Source organism: Pontibacter silvestris, assembly GCF_020907275.1.
Taxonomy (GTDB): Bacteria; Bacteroidota; Bacteroidia; order Cytophagales; family Hymenobacteraceae; genus Pontibacter; species Pontibacter silvestris.
The window spans coordinates 1-1,715 of the sequence record NZ_JAJJWI010000072.1; the positions used below are offsets into that span (position 1 = coordinate 1).

The window sequence follows — 1,715 nt, forward strand, 5'->3', positions numbered from 1 at the left end:
ACTCCACTCCAGGTAGCCCACCAGGGCAGGAATGGCCTGTGAACCTGAGCTGGTAGAGTTCGACTATAAGGGGGGAAGGGCCTATGTTGGATTGCCAAACTTTATCCAAAGTTACTTCAATGGATTGGAGCCAGTAGAGCAGGAATTCGCAAGTTGCGATATGGAGACTTTTCAGGTATATCCTAACCCCACAAGTGGTACAGTAAAGTTTGGCACAGAAGGAGACTGTGATTTAGGCCAGCGCTTCAACCTGAAAATAGTGAATGCCATTGGGCAGAATGTTGTAGTCCTGAAAGAAGATATAAGCATAGATCAGGAGATGGATATCTCCGAGCTGGCTGATGGACTGTACCTGTTCATGCTCACTTTTCTCGGACAAGAGCAAGTGGTAAAGAAAGTGGTGAAAATAAACTGAGACTACTGAACATAAAAAAGCTTATCCTCATAAGTATCGTTATGTTAAATAACGATGGGCTTTGTAGGTCCAATGTGTTTTATGGCTGAATGATTTGCTCTATTTTCTCCTCTAGCAGCGGCAAGCGATCTTGATCTGCCAAATGACAGCCTAGAATCTCCTCTCGATAACGGTTATCCCAAATTGCTCTATACTCCTGCTGTAGATATTCTCTCACTTCCTGGGGCGCATGAGCAATCTCCTCCACCAGATGCAGTCTGTTATCTGTGACATACACAATATCTTCAAAGTCATGGCTGCTGCGGGGATCACCGCCCCTACTATGATAGGCCGAAAATTTCGTGGCCAAGAAATACGCCACAGGAAGAATGCGAATCTTTAAGCTATCTGTCAGGGCTGCGGTTGTTGAATGATTCAGCCCCGGTTGATACCAGGGATTGGTGAAGCCTAGGATATGGGGGTCATCTGGCATCACATCGATTGTAATCCCTCGTAATTAAAGCGGCAGATAACATTGCTGGTAGGGTCAGGGTAAAACTGCAATTCGCTTAGGCGATCCTGTATCCTGTTCCATTCTCCATAACCGGCCAGCGAGACGCTTAGGTCTATATCACTGGTCGGGCGGACCGCATCGGCGGCGGGATCATCAGCATATAGGCTAAGCGTGGCTCCGCCCACAAATACCATCTTCTCCCGTAGCTCCTGCAGTCCGGAAGCTACTTTTTTGATAACCTCGATATTGATTGCCTTACCGTCCATTCAGAATCCTTTTTTCTAACTCTTTATTGGCCAAGTCCTGTTCCCTTACTCTTCCTACCCGAAGTGCATCCACCAAGGCTAGCAGCTCGTAGAGTTCAGGCTTGTTTAGAGCTGCTTCTACGACAGAAGGATAAAGTGGCTCTACCGACTGGCCCCGTTCCTTGCCCTTTGCGTAAGGCCACACCAGTTTTTCATTGCTCATAATGAGTCTGTCTAAAGGTGAGGCACTGAAGGCAGTTGGAACTCCTCTTACGATCGCGCCTGGCTCCTGAGGAAAGACGTAGCGTAGGCCATGTGTGAGGAATTCCAATAATGCGTGCCGCATCACCTTCTTTTTAGACTTATCCACTAGTCCAGCCTTGGCGGATCTATTAAGTGATTCTGTAACCTCTGAAGCACTAACATAGGCCTCTTGAGCTATGTCTTTCATCATCCAGAGATCTCCGCCTTGGGTAATGATGGTTAGTAGCACCACAATGTCCTGTGGCCGCATACCACTATGCTTTTTCATAATGTAATTTGCAATTCGCGAATTGCAAAT

Annotated in this window: 4 protein-coding genes; 1 reads left to right on the forward strand and 3 read right to left on the reverse strand. The window is 47.0% G+C overall.

Annotated features, from left to right (window positions below; all coding sequences use genetic code 11):
* Positions 1 to 31: 31 nt before the first annotated feature.
* Positions 32 to 415, forward strand: a complete 384-nt coding sequence (locus LN995_RS21545) for a T9SS type A sorting domain-containing protein (RefSeq protein WP_229963161.1) — start codon at positions 32 to 34, stop codon at positions 413 to 415.
* Positions 416 to 494: 79 nt separating this feature from the next.
* On the opposite strand, the gene LN995_RS21550 is transcribed toward LN995_RS21545, so the two are convergent.
* The 3 genes from LN995_RS21550 to LN995_RS21560 form a co-directional block, all read right to left on the reverse strand.
* Positions 495 to 887, reverse strand: a complete 393-nt coding sequence (locus tag LN995_RS21550) for a hypothetical protein (protein WP_229963162.1) — start codon at positions 885 to 887, stop codon at positions 495 to 497.
* The gene (locus tag LN995_RS21555) at positions 887 to 1,174 is read right to left on the reverse strand and encodes a nucleotidyl transferase AbiEii/AbiGii toxin family protein (RefSeq protein WP_229963163.1); all 288 of its coding nucleotides are present in this window, start codon (positions 1,172 to 1,174) and stop codon (positions 887 to 889) included. The genes LN995_RS21550 and LN995_RS21555 overlap by 1 nt, the downstream gene beginning before the upstream one ends.
* A partial coding sequence (locus LN995_RS21560; protein ID WP_229963164.1) for a helix-turn-helix domain-containing protein occupies positions 1,164 to 1,715 on the reverse strand: 552 nt, incomplete at its 5' end. The genes LN995_RS21560 and LN995_RS21555, both read right to left, overlap by 11 nt.

Bases quoted from the DNA above. Each gene is read 5' to 3' on its own strand.
- LN995_RS21555 (WP_229963163.1), bottom strand. From the start codon at position 1,174: ATGGACGGTAAGGCAATCAATATCGAGGTTATCAAAAAAGTAGCTTCC.
- LN995_RS21545 (WP_229963161.1), top strand. From the start codon at position 32: ATGGCCTGTGAACCTGAGCTGGTAGAGTTCGACTATAAGGGGGGAAGG.
- LN995_RS21550 (WP_229963162.1), bottom strand. From the start codon at position 887: ATGCCAGATGACCCCCATATCCTAGGCTTCACCAATCCCTGGTATCAA.